The sequence below is a fragment of the Buchnera aphidicola (Uroleucon sonchi) genome, from assembly GCF_011035165.1.
GTDB lineage: Bacteria > Pseudomonadota > Gammaproteobacteria > Enterobacterales > Enterobacteriaceae > Buchnera > Buchnera aphidicola_BE.
In genome coordinates this window covers 12,510-29,946 of the sequence record NZ_CP047588.1, presented here as the reverse complement: position 1 = coordinate 29,946, position 17,437 = coordinate 12,510, and the positions used below count along the sequence as shown (strand labels likewise).

Annotated in this window: 16 protein-coding genes and 1 tRNA gene; 7 read left to right on the top strand and 10 right to left on the bottom strand. The window is 25.0% G+C overall.

Going from position 1 to position 17,437, the window contains the following annotated elements; all coding sequences use genetic code 11:
* Positions 1–310 precede the first annotated feature (310 nt).
* Positions 311–1,129, bottom strand: coding sequence for a Cof-type HAD-IIB family hydrolase (locus GUU85_RS00140; RefSeq protein ID WP_163118861.1), 819 nt, complete (start codon positions 1,127–1,129; stop codon positions 311–313).
* Positions 1,130–1,296: 167 nt separating this feature from the next.
* Between GUU85_RS00140 and glmU the strand changes: the two genes are divergently transcribed.
* Both glmU and glmS read left to right on the top strand, forming a co-directional pair.
* Entirely contained in the window at positions 1,297–2,673 is a 1,377-nt protein-coding gene (gene glmU / locus GUU85_RS00135) for a bifunctional UDP-N-acetylglucosamine diphosphorylase/glucosamine-1-phosphate N-acetyltransferase GlmU (protein WP_163118859.1), read from the top strand.
* 79 nt (positions 2,674–2,752) lie between these two features.
* Positions 2,753–4,582, top strand: coding sequence for a glutamine--fructose-6-phosphate transaminase (isomerizing) (gene glmS / locus GUU85_RS00130; protein WP_163118857.1), 1,830 nt, complete (start codon positions 2,753–2,755; stop codon positions 4,580–4,582).
* Between the two features lie 134 nt (positions 4,583–4,716).
* On the opposite strand, the gene rpoH is transcribed toward glmS, so the two are convergent.
* Both rpoH and ftsY read right to left on the bottom strand, forming a co-directional pair.
* Entirely contained in the window at positions 4,717–5,571 is an 855-nt protein-coding gene (gene rpoH / locus GUU85_RS00125) for an RNA polymerase sigma factor RpoH (RefSeq protein WP_163118855.1), read from the bottom strand.
* 153 nt (positions 5,572–5,724) lie between these two features.
* Positions 5,725–6,807, bottom strand: a complete 1,083-nt coding sequence (gene ftsY, locus GUU85_RS00120) for a signal recognition particle-docking protein FtsY (protein ID WP_163118853.1) — start codon at positions 6,805–6,807, stop codon at positions 5,725–5,727.
* A 135-nt stretch (positions 6,808–6,942) separates the two neighbouring features.
* Here ftsY and rsmD point away from each other — a divergent pair, with 135 nt between their 5' ends.
* From rsmD to dnaC, 3 genes are all read left to right on the top strand, one after another.
* A complete protein-coding gene (gene rsmD / locus GUU85_RS00115; protein ID WP_163118845.1) occupies positions 6,943–7,515 on the top strand; it encodes a 16S rRNA (guanine(966)-N(2))-methyltransferase RsmD in 573 nt (190 codons plus the stop codon).
* Positions 7,516–7,595: 80 nt separating this feature from the next.
* Entirely contained in the window at positions 7,596–8,093 is a 498-nt protein-coding gene (gene dnaT / locus GUU85_RS00110; RefSeq protein WP_163118843.1) for a primosomal protein DnaT, read from the top strand.
* Positions 8,093–8,833 carry a DNA replication protein DnaC gene (gene dnaC / locus GUU85_RS00105; RefSeq protein ID WP_163118841.1) on the top strand — a complete coding sequence of 247 codons (741 nt, stop codon included), beginning with the start codon at positions 8,093–8,095 and terminating at the stop codon, positions 8,831–8,833. The genes dnaT and dnaC overlap by 1 nt, the downstream gene beginning before the upstream one ends.
* Before the next feature lie 6 nt (positions 8,834–8,839).
* On the opposite strand, the gene efp is transcribed toward dnaC, so the two are convergent.
* The 3 genes from efp to GUU85_RS00090 form a co-directional block, all read right to left on the bottom strand.
* Positions 8,840–9,409: an elongation factor P gene (gene efp, locus GUU85_RS00100; protein WP_174240621.1), complete on the bottom strand. Its 570-nt coding sequence runs from the start codon at positions 9,407–9,409 to the stop codon at positions 8,840–8,842.
* Positions 9,410–9,579: 170 nt separating this feature from the next.
* Positions 9,580–11,226, bottom strand: coding sequence for a chaperonin GroEL (gene groL / locus GUU85_RS00095; RefSeq protein ID WP_163118837.1), 1,647 nt, complete (start codon positions 11,224–11,226; stop codon positions 9,580–9,582).
* Between the two features lie 58 nt (positions 11,227–11,284).
* On the bottom strand, positions 11,285–11,575 hold the full coding sequence (locus GUU85_RS00090) for a co-chaperone GroES (protein WP_163118835.1): 291 nt from the start codon (positions 11,573–11,575) through the stop codon (positions 11,285–11,287).
* Between the two features lie 262 nt (positions 11,576–11,837).
* Here GUU85_RS00090 and GUU85_RS00085 point away from each other — a divergent pair.
* Positions 11,838–11,910: transfer RNA gene (locus GUU85_RS00085), tRNA-Phe, on the top strand.
* A gap of 27 nt (positions 11,911–11,937) precedes the next feature.
* Here the strand turns inward: GUU85_RS00085 and mnmE are convergent.
* From mnmE to rpmH, 4 genes are all read right to left on the bottom strand, one after another.
* Positions 11,938–13,299, bottom strand: a complete 1,362-nt coding sequence (gene mnmE / locus GUU85_RS00080) for a tRNA uridine-5-carboxymethylaminomethyl(34) synthesis GTPase MnmE (RefSeq protein ID WP_163118834.1) — start codon at positions 13,297–13,299, stop codon at positions 11,938–11,940.
* 44 nt (positions 13,300–13,343) lie between these two features.
* Positions 13,344–14,972 carry a membrane protein insertase YidC gene (yidC, locus tag GUU85_RS00075; protein WP_163118833.1) on the bottom strand — a complete coding sequence of 543 codons (1,629 nt, stop codon included), beginning with the start codon at positions 14,970–14,972 and terminating at the stop codon, positions 13,344–13,346.
* 146 nt (positions 14,973–15,118) lie between these two features.
* A complete protein-coding gene (gene rnpA / locus GUU85_RS00070; protein WP_163118832.1) occupies positions 15,119–15,463 on the bottom strand; it encodes a ribonuclease P protein component in 345 nt (114 codons plus the stop codon).
* Positions 15,464–15,480: 17 nt separating this feature from the next.
* Positions 15,481–15,624, bottom strand: a complete 144-nt coding sequence (gene rpmH, locus GUU85_RS00065; RefSeq protein WP_163118831.1) for a 50S ribosomal protein L34 — start codon at positions 15,622–15,624, stop codon at positions 15,481–15,483.
* Between the two features lie 446 nt (positions 15,625–16,070).
* Between rpmH and dnaA the strand changes: the two genes are divergently transcribed.
* Complete coding sequence (gene dnaA / locus GUU85_RS00060) at positions 16,071–17,435, top strand: chromosomal replication initiator protein DnaA (protein WP_163118830.1); 1,365 nt, start codon at positions 16,071–16,073, stop codon at positions 17,433–17,435.
* Positions 17,436–17,437 lie beyond the last annotated feature (2 nt).

The following is a 17,437-nucleotide window of genomic DNA, read 5'->3' as shown; positions in this document are numbered from 1 at the left end:
TTAAATCATATATATTATTAATATAAAAGATAAATTTATTATATTCTAATAATTATATAAAAATATAATTTTCATTTTATATTATAAAATAGAATATAATTTAAATAATAAATTAATATTACATATTTAATAAATAAAAATAAATTTCAGAAAAGATTAAATTAGGACATATATAATAAAAGATTAATTATAAAACAATTTATTTATGTTATAAACTTGTATCTTATAATGATTAATAGACTATATGTTATATAATAAATACTTATTAGAAGAGTATCACTATTAAACAATTATCAAAATCATTTAAAATTTATACTATATTTTGTTTTCTAATAAACAGATTATACAAACATTCTGCTACACCATTATTATCATTGCTATCTATAATTTCAATGTGTGGACAGGAATTTTTTAGATTTATATCTGCATTTTTCATAATATATGATTTTCCAACAATAGTTAACATGTCTTTATCATTCATGCCATCACCAAAGGCAATAAAATTATCTAAAGATATTTTTAATAAATGCGATATTAATTGTAATCCATAACCTTTAGAACTTTTTTCAGATGTAATTTCTAGGCAAGCAGAATCTGAAAAATTAATACAAACATTTTTCTGAAATAAGTCAATAATTTTTTTTCTAAGAATATATAATTTTTGATGATTATAGCTTGTAAAAAAAATTTTACTAATATTTTTATAAACTAAAAAATTAGGATGAAAATATTGATATTTTAATAATGAATAATCTGGTAAAAACCGATTTTTTATATTTTGATTATTTATATACCATTGATCATTTTGATGTATATGAGTAATAATATCTGGTTCTTGATATACAATTTGACATAGTACTGAAGCAATATTGTCATTTAAAGTATCACTAAATATTAATTTATTATTTAAATCATAAATTTTAGCTCCATTTGATGTAATCATAAACGAGTTAATTTTTAAAATATCTTTTATTTTAATAGCATCTATATAGTGACGACCTGTAGCTAAAATAAAATATAATTTCTTTTTTGTTCTTAAAATATCTATAACTTGTTGAGTATATTTTGTAATTTTATTTTTTGAAGATAATAAAGTTCCATCTAAATCGAAAACAATTACTTTGTACATACAAATAACCTAATCAAAATATATTTTATATATTCATGTTTATTAAAATGTCATGTATATCAATATTAATATAATAAAAATATTAAAAGATATACAATTATTCATTTGCTTTTAATACAATATTTTTATTGATAGCTATATTATAAAACATCCATAAAAGGATATTTATGTTAAAACAAAAAATTATTGTAGTAATACTTGCTGCTGGAAAAGGCACTAGAATGCAATCAAACTATCCTAAAGTATTACATTACTTAGGAGGAAAAACAATTTTAGATCATGTTATTCATACTGCTAGATCTATTAAACCTAAAAAAATTATATTAGTATGGAATAATAAAAAAAAAATTATGGTATCTAATTGTAATAATATTCCTATCGAATGGGTTATTCAAAAAAATCCAAAAGGAACTGGTCATGCAATATTATTAGCTATCAAAAATATTATTAATAATGAAGATATTTTAGTATTATCTGGAGATGTTCCTTTAATATCTATTGAATCAATAAAAAAATTAAAACATGCCAAAAAAATCTCTCAAATTAGTTTATTAACTATGAAAGTTAATAATCCTTATGGATATGGACGTGTCTTACGAAAAAAAGGAAAAGTTAGTGGCATAGTTGAAGAAAAAGATGCAAATGAGAAACAAAAAAATATCAAGGAAATATATTCTGGAACATTTATTGCACAAAGTCAAGATTTAAAAAGATGGTTAAAAAAAATTAATAATAAAAATAAAAATAAAGAATTTTATGCAACAGATATTATTGCTTTAGCCTATTTTGAAAATTGTTCTATAAAAACAATACAACCATTAAATCAAGACGAAATATTAGGCGTAAATAATAAACTACAATTGTCTATTTTAGAAAATATTTTACAAAAAAAACAAATCAATACATTACTTAATAATGGAGTTATATTAAAAGATTCTTCTCATTTTATTTTACGAGGGACATTAAAACACGGGAAAAATGTTGAAATAGATACATCTGTAATCATTGAAAACCATGTTATTTTAGGTGATGATGTTAAAATTGGCCCTGGATGTATTATTAAAAATAGTAGTATTAATAGCAAAACACATATTCAGGCATATACAATTATCGAAAATTGTAAAATAGGAAAAAATTGTATAATAGGACCTTTCTCTCATATCAAATCTAATACTATATTAGATAAACATGTGCAAATAGGAAATTTTGTTGAAATAAAAAATAGTATTATTCAAAAAAAATCTAAAGTAAAACATTTAAGTTATATAGGTGATGCTGAGCTTGGTTCTAAAGTAAATTTTGGAGCTGGAAGTATTACGTGTAATTATGATGGTGTTAATAAATTTAAAACAATTATTGGTAATAATGTATTTATAGGGGCTAATACACAATTAATTGCTCCTATAAAAATTATAAAAAATACAACTATTGCAGCCGGGACAACGGTTAAAAAAGATGTGAACGTCAAATGTTTAGTATATGATAAAAAAGAACAAATCTATAAAAAAAATTGGAAAAAAAGCCAAAAATTTCATAAAAAATAATTATACAGATGCATTAAGTAAATAGGTTATCAATTTCTAATAAACAACATATTTTTATTAAATAATAAAAGGAGCGAATATGTGTGGTATCATTGCTGCAGTAACAAAACGTAATATTACTAATATTCTCATTAATGGAATGAAAAAGTTAGAATATCGAGGATATGATTCTTCAGGTTTAGCAATAATAGATAATCAAAACAATATTATTAGAATTCGTTGTGTTGGAAAAGTTAATGCACTTATAAAAAAAATTAATAGCATGAAAATATCAGGAAATATTGGTGTTGCTCATACCCGATGGGCGACCCATGGAAAAGTTTCAACAGAAAATACTCATCCACATATTTCATCAAACATTATTATTGTACATAACGGAATAATTGAAAATTTTTCTATACTACGCGTTTTTTTAAAAAAACAAGGATATCAATTTTATTCAGATACTGATACAGAAGTAATTGCTCATTTATTACATTGGGAGCAAAATAAAAAAAAATATTGTCTAAAAGAAGTGATACAAAATAGTATTAAAAAATTATATGGTAATTATAGCATGGTTGTAATGGATAAAAATAACCCATCAAAATTAATTGCAATACGATCTGGTAGTCCATTAGTCATAGGACTAGGAATAGAAGAAAATTTTATTGCATCAGATCAAATTGCATTATTGCATGTAACAAAACGTTTTATATATTTAGAAGAAGGTGATATTGCTATTATTAAAAATAATAAAATTGATATATTTAATAAATATAATATTAAAATTAATAGAAAAGAAATTGTATCTACAATAAAATATAAATCTATAAAAAAAGGTAAATATCATTATTATATGGAAAAAGAAATATATGAACAACCTTATTCTATTCAAAACACTTTAAAAAATCGCTTAAAAGATAATGAAACAATACATTTTGATGAATTAGATCTAGAAAAAGATAATTTATTGATTAATACAGAACATATTCACATAGTAGCATGTGGTACTTCATATAATGCTGCTATGGTAGCAAAATATTGGTTTGAATCACTAGCTAATATACCTTGTGATGTAGAAATAGCATCTGAATTTTCATCAAGAAAATTAGTTGTTAGAAAAAATAGTTTATTTATTACGTTATCTCAATCAGGAGAAACAGCTGATACACTATCAGCATTAAGATATTCTAAAAATCTAAATTATTTAGGAAATTTAACTATTTGCAATATGGAAGGATCATCATTAGTTAAAGAATCAGATTGTTATATATTAACTAAAGCTGGTTTAGAAATTGGAGTTGCTTCAACTAAATCTTTTACTACTCAATTAACTGTACTACTAATGTTAATTGCTAAAATTATTACTTTAAAAAAAATTAATGATAATACTTCAAAAGCAATTATAAAAACAATACAAAATTTACCACAAAAAATTCAGGAGATTTTAAAAAAAACACAGGATATAAAAAATATAGCTCAAAATTTATCAAATAAAAATAATATATTATTTCTTGGAAGAGGAGATCAATATCCTATTGCTATAGAAGGAGCTTTAAAACTTAAAGAAATTTCTTATATTCATGCTGAAGCCTATGCATCTGGAGAACTTAAACATGGCCCTCTTGCATTAATCGATGAAAATATGCCAGTGATTATGATAGCTCCTAAAAATTCATTATTATTAAAAAATCAACAAAATATTAAAGAAATTTCTGCTAGAGGAGGTATAGTTTATATTTTATCTGATCAAAAATTTGACTATGAAGATAATATAAATATTATAAAACTACCACATATAGAAGAATTAATCGCTCCTATTTGTTATGTTGTTCCTTTACAATTACTAGCTTATTATATTGCTTTAATAAAAGGTAAAAATATTGATCAACCAAGAAATCTTGCTAAATCAGTTACTGTTTCATAAAAATGTTGATTAAATTATATGCAGTTTATTATCAATTCCAAATTTTTAAAGAGTATGAGTTTTCTATTTAACACAACTTAATCTCATACTCCGTAATAATATAAAAAACATCACATTTTAATTATTTTTTTAATTTAATTTTCTATAGCTATTTTTAATTTTTTCATTGCATTTTTTTCTAACTGTCTTACTCTTTCTGCAGAAATGCCATAATGGTCTGCAATCGTCTGTAAAGTATTTTTATGATTTTTATCTAACCAACGTGCATAAATTATATTTCGACTACGTTCATCTAATCGTGATAACGCATTACTTAGTTTATAAGTTGCATGTTTATCCCAATTATCTTGTTCTACATCATTAGCAAAATTAGATTTTTTATCTTCTAAATATTGCATAGAAACATTAATTTTACCATCACAGTCTTCATCTGGTAATGGATTAAAAGTCACATCTTGAGCAGACATGCGTGATTCCATTTCTCTGACATCTTTTTTACTCACTCCCAACTCTTGGGCAACGATTTTAATTTCTTCTTCATTAAACCAACCTAATCTTTTTTTAGTTTTTCTTAAATTAAAAAACAACTTTCTTTGAGATTTTGTTGTTGCGACTTTTACAATACGCCAATTACGTAAAACATATTCATGTATTTCTGATTTAATCCAGTGAACAGCAAAAGATACAAGACGAACTCCTATTTCTGGATTAAATTTACGTACTGCTTTCATTAATCCTATATTTCCTTCTTGTATAAGATCAGATTGAAGCAAGCCATATCCTGAATAGTTACGTGAAATATGGATAACAAATCGGAGATGAGATAAAATTAAAGTTTTTGCAGCATCTAAATCGCCATTATAACGTAATCGTGTAGTAAGTATTTTTTCCTCTTCAATAGATAGCATGGGCCATAAATTAGCTATTCTGATATATGCATCTAAATTACTTGGTGGTGTTACAGATAAAATCTGTACTTTGTTAATCATTTCAATTCCCGCATCAATGAATTATATAGACTGAATTATTAATATGTGGGACTTATAATGTATAATACTGTAATTAAAAATATAAATCAAAGATTTATAAAAAATAATTTATTAAATTTTTATAAAATTCAAATTTTATTTAAAAATATTCTTTTATTCTAAGAATAGCGCATGAATAAATTCATCACTATTAAAAATACCTAAATCTTTAGAATTTTCTCCAATACCAATATAACGAATTGGAATGTTAAATTTATCTGCTAATGCAAAAATAACTCCTCCCTTCGCAGTTCCATCTAATTTAGTAATCACTATACCAGTTAAATTTAATGCTTTATGAAAAATCTCTGTTTGTTTAATAGTATTTTGTCCATTACAAGCATCAATAATTAACATTATTTCATGTGGAGCAGATACATCTAGCTTTTTAGTAACTCTAACAATCTTTTTTAACTCTTCAATTAAATGCAAATTGTTATGCAATCTTCCAGCAGTATCAATAATTAATATATCTACTTTTTTTGATTTCGCTGATTTAACTGCATCAAAAATTACTGCTGCTGGGTCTGAACCAGAATTTTGTGCTACTACTGGTATATTATGTGCTTTTCCTAATATTTGTAATTGTTCTATTCCAGCTGCTCGAAATGTATCTGCCGCAGCTAACATGACAGATTTTCCTTCAGATTTATATTTTTTTGCTAATTTACCTATAGTGGTCGTTTTTCCTGTTCCATTTACTCCTACTACTAAAATAACAAAAGGTTGATGATCTGTAATTTCTAAAGGAATTTCTACTTTTTTTAAAATATTATACATATTTTGTTTTAATAAAAAGTAAATTTTTTTAGAATTCTTTAAATCTATGCGATTGACATCTTGTATTAAATTACTAATAATTCGATTACTAGTCTTGATTCCAATATCAGCAAGTAACATTTTTTCTTCTAATTCTTCAAAAAGAGCATCATCTATAGTTTTTGATAAAAAAATATTATTAATGCTATTATGTAATAATTGCTTTGTTTTTGTTAAACCTTTTTTTAATCGTGAAAAAAAATTAGTTTTTATAATTGTATTATCTGTAACATTGTCATCAATATAATTATCAATTTTATTTAATATAGCTATATTATTTTTTTTTTTATTATTGTTTTGTATAATATCTTTTGTTTTTTCTTTTTTTATTTTAGAACTGAACCAAGAAAAAAAATTATCTTTTTTATTACTCTTCATATTTATTTACCTTAATTAATTAATTAAGTATGATGTTTATAATTAAAACTTACAAGTTAAATTTAATTACAATATTAATTGTAAAATTATTAACAATTAAAAATAATTGTATTATTAATAAAATAGCCTAATAACATGTATAATTCTTTTTGTAAAAGAAATGGAAAAGTCTACATTATTTCTGGAAAATTTAAAGGTAGAAAAATATATTTTAATAATTATTATAATTTACGTCCTACTACTAATAAAATACGAGAAACACTATTTCAATGGTTATCTAAAGATATTAAAAATGCAAAATGTCTTGATTGTTTTTCTGGTAGTGGCGCTCTTGGAATTGAAGCTATATCGCGCTACGCAAAATTTCTCACTTTATTGGAAATAGAAAAAAAAACATTCTGGAATCTCAAAAAAAATATAAAAATACTAAATATATCCAATGCAGAAATTATATGCACTAATACATTACATTGGTTAAAAAAAACTGGTACACCCTATGATATAATTTTTATTGATCCTCCTTATTATCAAGGATTAGTTGAAAAAACTATTCACTTATTAGACAATAAAAAATGGACAAAAAAAAATTCAATTATTTATATAGAACAAGAAAAAAATAAATCCCTTACTATACCAAATAATTGGATATTATATAAACAAAAAAATCAGAATCAAATAGAATATTATTTATATATTGTTAATAAATAAAAATATAAAACATTTTTGATGAAATAAATAATACACAACTACTATTTAAAAAATTATAAATGACATCAGGTAAAATATTTATGAAAATTTTAGTTTCTGATAAAATTAATATTGATATATTTTGTCAAAATCCAACGAAAATAATAGAACATGCTAATAAAGGTATAATTGAAATATTAGAAAATAATTCGACTATTTTTTATGTCATTACTCCTAAAACATTCAATAAAATATTTAATTCACAATATAATTTAACAAATCATAAAAATATTAAAACAATAAATATAAATAAAAAATTTTCTATGCATTCACATTGGAGACCTGATAAAAATTTTATACGTCAAGCGGCTTTATGGGGTATTATTTTAACTGAAGAAGTATCTAAATCAGAATTAGCTGCTTTTATTTCTTATTGGGAAGCAGAAGGGTGCTTTTTTTATCACATACAATGGCAACAAAAATTAGCTAGAAGTCTACAAAAAAGTAGATCAATTCAATATACACTACCAAAAAAACGAGATATTACATCTATACCAACCCCTGATCAAACAGTACCATATGGATTTCGAGGTAAATAATGATATTTTCTACTGACTTCTTGAAACGTCTTCAACGCTTAATGCCGAAAAATATTAAACCTAAATTTGATAATGATGCAGATTTACTTGCTTGGAATCAAGAACAAGGAAGAATTTCTTCTGAATCAATATTACGTGCAAATAAAGCTATGAAAATGCAACGTATTTTAGGAAGATCAGGTATTCGTGAATTATATATGAATTGTTCATTTGACAATTATAAAATCGAACACGATGGACAAAGAAAAGTACTGATAGCATCAAAAAAATATGCTGAAAAATTTAATGATAATATTGCTAGTTTTATTTTTTCAGGCAAACCTGGAACTGGAAAAAATCACTTAGCATCAGCAATAGGAAACTATTTAATTTTACATGGAAAAAGTATTTTACTTGTTACAGTAGCTGATTTGATGTCAAATATAAAAGGAACATTCAATGGAATGAGTAATATAACTGAAGAGAATTTATTACATAATCTCAGTAGTGTTGATTTATTAATGATTGATGAAATTGGGATGCAAACTGAATCTCGTTACGAAAAAGTGATTATCAATCAAATAGTTGACAGAAGATCATCATCTAAACGTTCTACTGGTATGTTATCCAATTTAGATCATAAAGGCATGAAAAATTTATTAGGTGAAAGAGTAATCGATAGAATGCGTTTAGGAAATAGTTTATGGTTAACATTTGAATGGGATAGTTATAGACAGTATGTTAAAGGAAACGAATATTAAATATTTTTATTTTACTCGAGATATATATTGACCGGATCTTGTATCTATTTTAATTAAAGATCCAGTCTGAATAAATAATGGCACTTTTACAATAGCCCCGGTGATTAATGTTGCTAATTTTGTATTTCTAACATTTACTGTATTGCCTTTTAAGCTTTTTTCTACACTTATTACTTTAATATTAACAAAATTGTTAGGCATCACTGCAATAGGTTCATTATTCCATAACGTTATAGTACAAGTATCTTGTGCTAATAACCATTTTTTATTAACACCAATAATTTTTTTTTCTACCGATAATTCTTCAAAAGAATTATTATTTATAAAATACCAAAAATAACCGTCATTATATAAATAAGATAAAACATATTCTTTTACATCTGCTATTTCTAAATAATCTGTCGATTTAAATGTTTTATCTATAAGTTGTTGAGTTAACAATTTTCTTATTTTTACACGTACGAATGCTTGACCTTTACCTGGATTAACAAATTCACTAGATTCTATTAAACATGGTTCTTTTTCAAATATAATTTTACAACCTATACGAAAATTATTACTACAATACATTTTTATCATAATTTTAATGTATATATTATATTTATATATTATTGTAATATTGTTTTAATTAATAACATATATAATTGATGATTTTTAACTTCTATTTAATACTTTCCTCAGATCTATGCATCTGAGGAAAGATAATTTTTAAATTAATTTAAAATCATAAAAATCAAATAACTTGATTACATCATTCCACCCATACCACCCATGCCTCCTGCAGGAGCAGAATTGGAATCAGAAGATTTATCTTCTTTTGGCAAATCAGTAACCATACATTCTGTTGTAATCATAAGACCTGCTACAGATGCGGCATATTGTAAAGCAGAACGTGTAACTTTAGTAGGATCTAATATTCCAAAATTTATCATATCACCATATTGATCAGTAGCAGCATTGTAACCATAGTTACCTTTTCCATCTTTTACATTATTAGTAACTACAGAAGGCTCTTCTCCTGAATTTGAAACAATTTGACGTAATGGAGCTTCCATAGCACGTAAAGCTACTCGAATACCAACGTTTTGATCTTCATTTTGACCGCGTAAATGAGATATCTTTCCTGCTACACGAACTAATGCTACACCACCTCCAGCTACTACTCCTTCTTCTACAGCAGCTCGAGTTGCATGTAATGCATCTTCAACACGTGCTTTCTTTTCTTTCATTTCTACTTCTGTAGCTGCTCCTACTTTTAATACTGCAACTCCTCCGGATAATTTTGCTAAACGTTCATTTAACTTTTCTTTATCATAATCCGAAGTAGCTTCTTGAATTTCTTGACGAATTTGACTAATTCGACTTTGAATGCTACGTTTTTCTCCTACACCACCAATAATTGTAGTTGTATCTTTCGTAATTACAACACGTTTTGCTTGACCTAAATCTTCTAAAGTAGATTTTTCTAATTCCATAGCTAATTCTTCAGAAATCACAGCTCCATTAGTAAGGATAGAAATATCCTGTAACATTGCTTTACGACGATCACCGAATCCAGGCGCTTTTACTGCTGCAACTTTTACAATTCCGCGCATAGAATTAACTACTAAAGTAGCTAAAGCTTCACCTTCTAAATCTTCTGAAATAATTAATAATGGCTTCCCTGATTTTGCCACAGATTCTAATATTGGTAGCATTTCACGTACATTAGAAATTTTTTTGTCAGCCATTAAAATATATGGATTTTCTAATTCGACAATACCAGTCTCTGGTTTATTAATAAAATATGGAGATAAATAACCTCTATCAAATTGCATCCCTTTAACTACTTCTAATTCATTTTGCAAACCAGTTCCTTCTTCTACTGTAATTACTCCATCATTACCTACTTTTTCCATTGCTTCAGCAATTAGAACTCCAACTTTTTCATCTGCATTAGCTGAAATAGTTCCAACTTGAGTAATAGCTTTAGAATCAGAACATGGAACAGACAAATTCTTTAATTCTTCTACTGCGCTAATAACAGCTTTGTCAATTCCACGTTTAAGATCCATAGGATTCATGCCAGCAGCTACTGCTTTTAAACCTTCATTAACTATAGATTGTGCTAATAAAGTTGCTGTAGTAGTTCCATCTCCTGCTGCATCATTTGCTTTTGATGCAACTTCTTTTACCATTTGAGCGCCCATATTTTCGAATTTATCTTCTAATTCAATTTCACGCGCTACAGATACACCATCTTTTGTGATACTAGGAGCACCAAAAGATTTATCTAAAACAACATTTCTACCTTTTGGACCTAAAGTAACTTTTACTGCATCTGCTAATACATTTACTCCACGAAGCATTTTAATTCGAGCTTCATTTCCAAATTTTACATCTTTCGCGGCCATTTGATATTTCCTTTAATAAATTTTTAACGAATATAGCATAATATTAGAGTTTAGTTGACTATTCAACAATTGCTAAAATATCACTTTCATTTAAAATTAATAATTCTTCATTATCAATTTTTTCTGTTTTTGCACCATAACCTTCATTAAAAATTACAATATCACCCACTTGTACATCTAATGGTTTAATTTCTCCATTATCTAATACACGACCTTTTCCTACAGCAGTTACTGTGCCTCGAGTTGATTTTCCTGCAGCAGAACCCGTCAATACAATTCCACCAGCAGATTTTGATTCTACTTCTTGTCGTTTAACAAGTACACGATCATGTAATGGACGAATTTTCATATGATAATTCTCCTGTAAAAATAATATAATGAATATTTGAAATATAATTTTTTAAAATGTATTGTCTCAATTTAAATATAGGGATCTTTTTTAAAACTTTCAAGGGTAGAAATTATTTTTTTATTTTTTATTTTATATCAATCTGCATTTAAATGATTTTTTAAATATTTATACGATTAGTTAAAATAGTATAAATAATAGTAAATTTTTAATTATAAAAATATTGACAATGTTTTATATTTAATGATTTAATATATATTACGCCCGGATAGCTCAGTTGGTAGAGCAGGGGACTGAAAATCCCCGTGTCGGTGGTTCAATTCCGCCTCCGGGCATATCATAGTTTAGTCTAAAAATTTATCTTATTTCCCAATACAAAAATTAGAAAAAATGCTATTTAATAAATCAGCAGAAGTATATTTTCCTGTAATTTCTCCTAAAAATCTATTTATAATATTTAATGAATCAGCTAAACATTCAATGTTTTTAAATAACTTCCATTGTTTTTTTGCAGCTAAAAATTCATTATAAGATAAATCAATTTGATGTACATGACGTCGACGCGCAATAAAAATACTTTCTCGATTTTCATGTGCTTCAGTAGTGATAATATTTTGACGTAATACCTCAATACCTAAACCTGTCTTGGCAGATAGATTAATAAATTGTAAACCTTCTATATTTGTCATGCTACTTTGATTTTTAACTAAATCGCTTTTATTTAAGATATAAGTTATTGGAATATTTAAATTAAAAAACTTACGAATATATTGATTGTATATCTTTTTATAATCAGATAATTGCATAGTTGCATCAAGAATAAATAAAATATGATCAGATTTTTTAATCTCTTCCCAAGCACGCGTAATTCCAATATTTTCTACTAAATTATTTGTATCACGTAAACCAGCAGTATCAATTAATTCACAAGTAATACCATTAATACTAATATGTTCATACAATAAATCTCGCGTAGTACCTGGAATATTAGTTACAATAGCTCTATCAGATGATGATAAAAGATTTAATAAGCTTGATTTTCCTACATTAGGAGGGCCAGCAATGATTATTTTTTTTCCTTCTCTTAATAAATTACCTTCTGTAATTATTTTTTTTATTTTTAAAAATTGATTATCTAATTCACAAAATTTTATATTAATAATTTCTTTAATATCAAGATTAATATCTTCATCTGAAAAATCTATATTAGATTCTATATAAACACGAAATTTTATAATTAAATTTATTAATTCATTAATAAAAGAAGAAAAATGACCTTGTAATGAGTGCAATGAGGCATGAATAGCAGATTTTGTTTCAGCATTAATTAAATCATCTATAGATTCAGCTTGAATTAAATCTAATTTATCATTTAAAAATGCACGCTGAGAAAATTCTCCTGGTTTAGCTAATCTAACATTTTTAATCGATAAAATTCTTTTAATTAATAAATCCATAATTAATGGACTTCCATGACCTTGTAATTCTAATACGTCTTCTCCTGTAAAAGAATAAGGCGCAGGAAACCATAAAGCAATACCTGTATCTAATACATTAAAATTTGCATCTAAAAATTTTGAATAAGTTGCAAATCTTGGTATTGGAATTCGTCCTAATAACGCTATAGCAACATTTTTTGATTGAATACCAGATATTCTTAATATACCAACAGAGCTTTTTCCTGGGCAAGTCGCTTGAGCAATAATTGTTTCGTTATAAATCATAAAATATTTCTTGTATTTCTTAATGTGAGATTTTCAAAATATAACTATCTATTGATTGGTTTTTTACCATCATCTGTATTACTTACATCGAGATAAGATAAAAAAAACTTTTGCTGTATAATAGTTACTAAATTACTTATAATATAATATAATACTAATCCTGATGGAAACCATAAAAAAAACACTGTAAAAATAATAGGCATACAATTCATAATATTTTTTTGTATTGAATCATTAATATGATTATTAGATGATGTTTTTTGAATAAAAAACATTGTTATACCCATTATTATGGGTAATATATAATATGGATCTTGACTAGATAAATCATGAATCCATAATATAAAAGGCGCATGGCGCAATTCAACAGATCCTATAAGCATATAATACAGAGATAAAAAAATTGGCATCTGAATTAATATGGGTAAAAATCCACCTAATGGATTAATCTTTTCTTTTTTATATAAATTAATTATTTCCTTACTTAAACGCTGTTTATCATATGAATATGTTTCTCTGATTTCTTTAATTTTAGGCTGTAATATACGCATTTTAGATATAGAAATATATTGATATTTTATTAAGGGATAAGTAATTCCTTTCATAATAAAAGTAATAAAAACAATAGCAAACCCCCAGTTTCCTAAAATATTGTATAATATAGTTAATAATTTAAATAATGGCTGAGATAAAAACCATAGCCAACCATAATCGACTGTTAAATCTAAATATGGAGCAATAGCTTTCATTTCTTGTTGTTTTTCAGGTCCAATCCATAACTTTGATTTTATAATTGATCGAGAATGAGGCAAAACCTGAATACGAGAAGATTTATATCCAATAACAGCAATATCATTATCTAAATAAGATGTATATAATATATTTTTTCCTAAATTTTGTGGAATCCAAGCGACCGCAAAATATTGTTGCAACATTGCAATCCAACCATTTTCTGTAATAACATGTAAATTTTGATTATTAGAAATTTTATCAAATTTATATTTTTCATATTTATTATTAATACTTGAATAAGCCGCACCACGAAAGGTTTGCAGTGCAAAATTATGATGATCAATAGTACGTGTTTTAGGTATATTAATAGTTTGTTTAATTTGTCCAAACATATTCATTTCTAAAATATTTTGAGTTGCATTATACACATCATATTCTATATCAACATCATATTGATTTAATTTAAGAATAAAAGTTTTTTTATAAATTACACCCTCATGACTAACCCATGTTATAGGAACACGCAATTCTGTCTGATTATTTTTCAATTCAAAAATATTTTTATCAGAAAAATATAATGGTCTACTCGCATTCGTAGAATTATCTGGTCCATTTTTTCCAATTAATCCACTTTGAGCCTGGTAAATAAAATCAGGTGCTGTATCAAGTAATTTAAATGGTTTAGGAGAATGTAGTTTATCTTTATATAAAAGCAGAGAAGCTTTTTCTATATCTCCTCCATACATATTGATTACTAAACTTAAAACATTATTTTTAATAAAAATTTGTTTTTTATTTTCTTGTATATCAATACCATGAAATATGTGATTTGTTTGTTCAGATTTTTTACTTTTAAAAAAAGATTCTTTTTGCCATGCTTGCCAAATTAAAAAAGAAAAAAATAAAAAAGCAAAAATAAAAAAATTACGTTGTACTTCCATAATAAATATTCACTTTTATCTTTAATTGAAAATATCAATTATATTGTCTACTTAAATTTATATGCGATCATAGTAATAATATATTAAATTATTAAATAATTTTTCGAATAACTTAAATTACATACATAATGGTATAAATAACACAATTAATAATAATACGCCCATAAATGATTTAATATATCTATAATGCATTTATTGCTTATATGAGAAATGTTTTTTTGTGCTATAACTATAAAATCCATTGACGGTAATTTATACTGTAATAAACGAAATGTTTCACGAACTAAACGTTTGATTAAATTACGATGATGAGCATATTTAATATTTTTTCGAGATATACTAATACCTAACCTAGGGTAACCTAATTTATTATTACGACCTAATATACTTGCTTCTAAAGTATGATATTTTTGACAAGGTTTATCGAAAACATTTTGAAAATTTATAGAATATAATAGTCGTTTATTCTTTGGAAAAAGATAATTAAACATAATACTAATAACCTATATTACTTGCTAGAAACAGTTAAACGTGTTCTTAATTTAGCTCTTCTTCGAGATAAAACATAACGACCATTTTTAGTTGCCATACGTGCTCTAAAGCCATGTGAACGATTACGTTTTAATATTGATGGTTGAAAAGTGCGTTTCATTATAATTTTACCTAACTATTGTTTATAAAAAAATAATCATAAGATATCATCTTACTAAGATTAATTATTCTCAATACTATATCAATTAAATTTATTTATATATATGTAAACAAAAGATTTATAAAATATTTAATAACAAAAATATATTTAAAACAAAATAAATATAAAAAATATTTTTAATTTTATATTCTGTTATTATAAATATATTTTTATTAATCAAATAATAATAAATCTAAAATCACTTCTTTAGATAAATAAAATATCTCAAAAATATATTATATCCTTTTCATTATATTCACTAATCTTAGATTATATAATTTTTAATATAAAAACATATAATTTTATATTATTGTTTTATGTAAAATTATATAAATAAATATAAATATATAAGAAACCAAAATGTTTTAAATTTTATTTTTATTAATTTTGTTCGCTTGGAGTCTACCGTGTCACTTTGTCTTTGGAAACAGTGTCTTGACCGGTTACAAGATGAGCTTTCTACTACAGAGTTTAGTATGTGGATACGCTCTCTGAAAGCCAAACTAAACAATAATATCTTAGAAATATATGCTCCGAATGAATTTGTTTTAGATTGGGTGCAAGATAAATACTTAATTCATTTAAAAAAAATACTACAGGATGTTTGTGGTTCTAATTCTCCATTGATTAAATTTAAAATATATAAAATTTATAAAAATAAGGATTGTAACAAAAATATATTAAACAAAACTTCCAAAAAAGATAAAAAATTACACTGGAATAATATTTCAATATTTAAAAATATTGCTTATCATTCTAATATTAATAATAAACATAATTTTGAAAATTTTATAGAAGGTCAATCTAATCAATTAGCAAGATCTGCAGCATTTCAAGTAGCTAAAAAACCTGGTAACTCTTATAATCCATTATTTTTATATGGCGCAACAGGATTAGGTAAAACTCATTTACTTCATGCTATAGGAAATGGAATATTATTACATAAATATAACATTAAAATTATTTATATCAACTCTGAACGTTTTGTGCAAGATATGGTAAAAGCATTGAAAAATAATTCTATTGAAAAATTTAAATTATACTACCGTTCTGTTGATGTATTACTCATTGATGATATTCAATTTTTTGCTCATAAAGAACGTTCACAAGAAGAGTTTTTTCATACATTCAATACATTATTAGAAGGAAATCAACAAATTATTTTAACTTCTGATCGTTATCCTAAAGAAATTAATGGTGTTGAAGATCGTCTAAAATCAAGATTTGGCTGTGGTCTTACTGTTGCTATAGATCCTCCAGAATTAGAAACTCGAGTGGCTATTCTTATAAAAAAAGCTGATGAACAAAATATTATTTTATCTAATGAAGTTGCTTTATTTATTGCTAAAAATTTAAGTTCCAATGTACGTGAATTAGAGGGCGCACTTAATCGAGTAATTATTAATTCTCGCTTTTCCCATCGTACTATTACTATCGATTTTGCGCAAGAAGCACTACGAGATATACTTGCTCTCAAAAAAAAACTTGTTACTATTAGTAATATTCAAAAAATAGTTTCAGAATATTATAAAATTAAAGTTAGTGATTTACTATCTAAAAAACGTTCACGTTCAATTGCTCGTCCAAGACAAATAGCTATGGCCATGGCAAAAAAATTAACTTGTCATAGTTTACCTGAAATTGGAGCGTCTTTTAATGGTCGAGATCATACTACAGTATTACATGCATGTCGTAAGATTGAACAATTAATAGCAGAAAACCATGAAATTAAAAAAGATTTTTTAAATCTAATTAAAACTTTATCAATGTGATT

What these genes read in the sequence shown, in the direction of transcription:
- GUU85_RS00140 (WP_163118861.1), bottom strand. Translation starts at nt 1,129, where the DNA reads ATGTACAAAGTAATTGTTTTCGATTTAGATGGAACTTTATTATCTTCA.
- glmU (WP_163118859.1), top strand. Translation starts at nt 1,297, where the DNA reads ATGTTAAAACAAAAAATTATTGTAGTAATACTTGCTGCTGGAAAAGGC.
- glmS (WP_163118857.1), top strand. Translation starts at nt 2,753, where the DNA reads ATGTGTGGTATCATTGCTGCAGTAACAAAACGTAATATTACTAATATT.
- rpoH (WP_163118855.1), bottom strand. Translation starts at nt 5,571, where the DNA reads ATGATTAACAAAGTACAGATTTTATCTGTAACACCACCAAGTAATTTA.
- ftsY (WP_163118853.1), bottom strand. Translation starts at nt 6,807, where the DNA reads ATGAAGAGTAATAAAAAAGATAATTTTTTTTCTTGGTTCAGTTCTAAA.
- rsmD (WP_163118845.1), top strand. Translation starts at nt 6,943, where the DNA reads ATGTATAATTCTTTTTGTAAAAGAAATGGAAAAGTCTACATTATTTCT.
- dnaT (WP_163118843.1), top strand. Translation starts at nt 7,596, where the DNA reads ATGAAAATTTTAGTTTCTGATAAAATTAATATTGATATATTTTGTCAA.
- dnaC (WP_163118841.1), top strand. Translation starts at nt 8,093, where the DNA reads ATGATATTTTCTACTGACTTCTTGAAACGTCTTCAACGCTTAATGCCG.
- groL (WP_163118837.1), bottom strand. Translation starts at nt 11,226, where the DNA reads ATGGCCGCGAAAGATGTAAAATTTGGAAATGAAGCTCGAATTAAAATG.
- GUU85_RS00090 (WP_163118835.1), bottom strand. Translation starts at nt 11,575, where the DNA reads ATGAAAATTCGTCCATTACATGATCGTGTACTTGTTAAACGACAAGAA.
- mnmE (WP_163118834.1), bottom strand. Translation starts at nt 13,299, where the DNA reads ATGATTTATAACGAAACAATTATTGCTCAAGCGACTTGCCCAGGAAAA.
- yidC (WP_163118833.1), bottom strand. Translation starts at nt 14,972, where the DNA reads ATGGAAGTACAACGTAATTTTTTTATTTTTGCTTTTTTATTTTTTTCT.
- rnpA (WP_163118832.1), bottom strand. Translation starts at nt 15,463, where the DNA reads ATGTTTAATTATCTTTTTCCAAAGAATAAACGACTATTATATTCTATA.
- rpmH (WP_163118831.1), bottom strand. Translation starts at nt 15,624, where the DNA reads ATGAAACGCACTTTTCAACCATCAATATTAAAACGTAATCGTTCACAT.